Origin of the sequence: Leptolyngbya sp. FACHB-36, assembly GCF_014695955.1 — a bacterium.
Lineage (GTDB): Bacteria > Cyanobacteriota > Cyanobacteriia > Leptolyngbyales > Leptolyngbyaceae > FACHB-36.
In genome coordinates this window covers 1-2,550 of record NZ_JACJPG010000096.1, presented here as the reverse complement: position 1 = coordinate 2,550, position 2,550 = coordinate 1, and the positions used below count along the sequence as shown (strand labels likewise).

Annotated in this window: 2 protein-coding genes; both read left to right on the top strand. The window is 52.6% G+C overall.

Features of this window, described 5'->3' with window-relative positions; translation table 11 throughout:
• Positions 1–999, top strand: a 999-nt coding sequence (locus H6F43_RS01320) for a DUF1822 family protein (RefSeq protein ID WP_190340221.1), incomplete at its 5' end; no start/stop codon positions are given.
• Positions 1,000–1,015: 16 nt separating this feature from the next.
• Positions 1,016–2,550: CHASE2 domain-containing protein (locus H6F43_RS01315; RefSeq protein WP_190340220.1), on the top strand; the 1,535-nt coding region annotated here is incomplete at its 3' end.

Sequence of the window (2,550 nt, the reverse complement as noted above, 5' to 3'; positions counted from 1 at the left end):
ATCGAGGTGGGCGATCGGGTCGTTTGGGAACTGCTCGATGGTAGTGCAGTGACGTTGGGGTCGCGGCGGCTGGTGCTGATACCTACGGAGGCAATGGATCGAAGCGAGTTTCGTGTGCCGCAGGAGTGGATTGACATTCCAGCCTGGGTGGCAGATTGCTACTTGGCCGTGGAAGTGGATGCCGACGAGCAACGGCTGTACATCTGGGGCTACACAACGCATGAAACGCTCAAAACGTCCGGCAGCTACGATGCGAACGATCGCACCTACTGTCTGGACGGTAGCCGCCTGATTGATGACATGACAGTTTTTTGGGTGATGCAGCAGCTTGCTCCAGAGCCGACCCGTGTGGCAGTACCGTCTGTGGCTGCTTTATCCCAAGTTCAAGCAGAGGAATTGATCCAGCGCTTGGCACCGTTGATCGTCATACCGCGTTTACAGGTGCCGTTTGAGCAGTGGGCTAGGCTACTTCTGCAACCTGCGTGGCGGCAGCGGTTGACGGAACAGCGGCAAGGTCAGCGAATGGAGGACCGAGCGCAGCCGTTAGTGAATTTGAGCCAGCCGTTGGTGAATTTGAGCCAGTGGTTACAGGAGGTGTTCGATGCAGGGTGGCAGGCAATGGAAACGATCGTTAGCCCTGCCAGCCTCGCCTTTAATTTCCGGCGCGATGACGACGTGGCTCCGAGCATACGACGAGTGAAGCGGATTCAGTTGGGTGGCGAACTGCCGGATGTGCTGCTTGTGGTTGCGCTGGCGATCGAGTCGGACAGCAGGCGGCGGATTTGGGTGCAGCTACTGCCTCAGGAGCGGGGAGCCACCCTGCCGGAAACCTTGCAGTTGTCGTTGCTGTCCCCAACAGGAGACGTGCTGCAATCCGTGCAGGCAGGAAGCGACAGTAACTACATTCAATTACGCCGTTTCAAGTGTGCGCCCGGAACGCAGTTTCGCTTGGGAGTAGCCATTGCAGATGTTAGCGTGATGGAAGCATTTGTGAGTTAACGGGCGTGCGATCGGCATGGGGCAGCTGGTTGTCCTAAATTTGGGCAAGGGAGATTGGAGCCAAGGCTGTGCGATTGTCACTGCTCAACTTTGGGTTGCCGACAGCCCGACGCCAATGCAGATCACGGGAAGTTTGCCGCCTGCACCGGAGTTTACGTTGCTCTATTCTCGCTGGCAACGCCTCTACGAAGCACTGTACGCTCATCGCGGGTGGCGACAGGTACGGTCTGCTAACGCCTTTGAAATTGAAGACGACGAAACCTACATTACCGATGTTTCAGAAGCGGAATTCAAGCACCTCTGCAAAGAATTTCAGCAGCGTCTCAATGCGTGGCTGAATGTCGATTCCTTTGCCAAAATCGATCGTCAACTGCGCACGCACTTAAACCGCACCGATGACATTCGCTTGATTATTACCGCAGAAGATCGCCAACTGCTGCGGCTTCCTTGGCATCTTTGGCAATTCCTTGAAGACTATGCGAAAGCAGAAATTGCTGTGAGCCTACCGGAGTACACGCGATCGATCAAAACAGATCAATCAACTCACAAAAAAGTCAGAATTCTAGCCATTTTAGGCAACAGTCAAGGAATCAACGTCGCCGCCGATCGACAACTGCTAGAACAGCTACCCGATACCGAATTAACGCTATTAGTTGAGCCAGATTTGGAATCTCTGAATCAACATCTTTGGGAAGCAGGTTGGGACCTGCTGTTTTTTGCGGGGCACAGTTCTAGTCAAACAGTTGGACAGATTCAAATTAATCGGACGGATACCTTAACGCTGGATCAGTTGCGGTATGGCTTAAAAAAAGCGATCGAGCGTGGCTTAAAACTCGCCATTTTCAACTCTTGCGACGGATTGGCACTGGCGTGGGATTTAGCAGATCTGCAAATTCCGCAGGTAATTGTGATGCGAGAACCCGTTCCAGATCGCGTTGCCCAAGCCTTTCTCAAACATTTCCTGATTGCATTTTCAGGGGGACGATCGTTTTATTTAGCTGTTCGGGAAGCCAGGGAAAAACTTCAGGGGCTTGAATCAGAGTTTTTGTGTGCAACGTGGCTGCCTGTTATTTGCCAAAACCCAGCCGAACAGCCTCCTCTGTGGCAAGACTGGTGCGACAAACGTGAGATATCCAAGCCGTTTACAACTCAAACGCGTTCCTCTGGAACGGTGCGACCAAAGGTCAAATTTGCTCGTGCTTTACTGAGCAGCATTGCGGTGACTAGCTTGGTGCTGGCTGTGCGATCGCTCGGAGTTTTGCAACCGCTGGAACTCTGGGCGTACGATCGACTGCTTGCGTTTAGACCCACTGAAACTCCGGATGCTCGATTGTTAATTGTGACGATCAATGAGGCAGAGATTCAGGCGCAAGAATCCGATCAGCGACGCGGATCGCTATCTGATAAAACGCTCGATCGCCTGTTGCAGAAATTGGACCAGTATCAACCGCGTGTGATTGGATTGGACATCTACCGCGATTTTTCAACTAGCTTGAAGTATCCGAGTTTAGTCAAGCAACTGCAACAGAATAAACGGCTAGTAGCAATTTG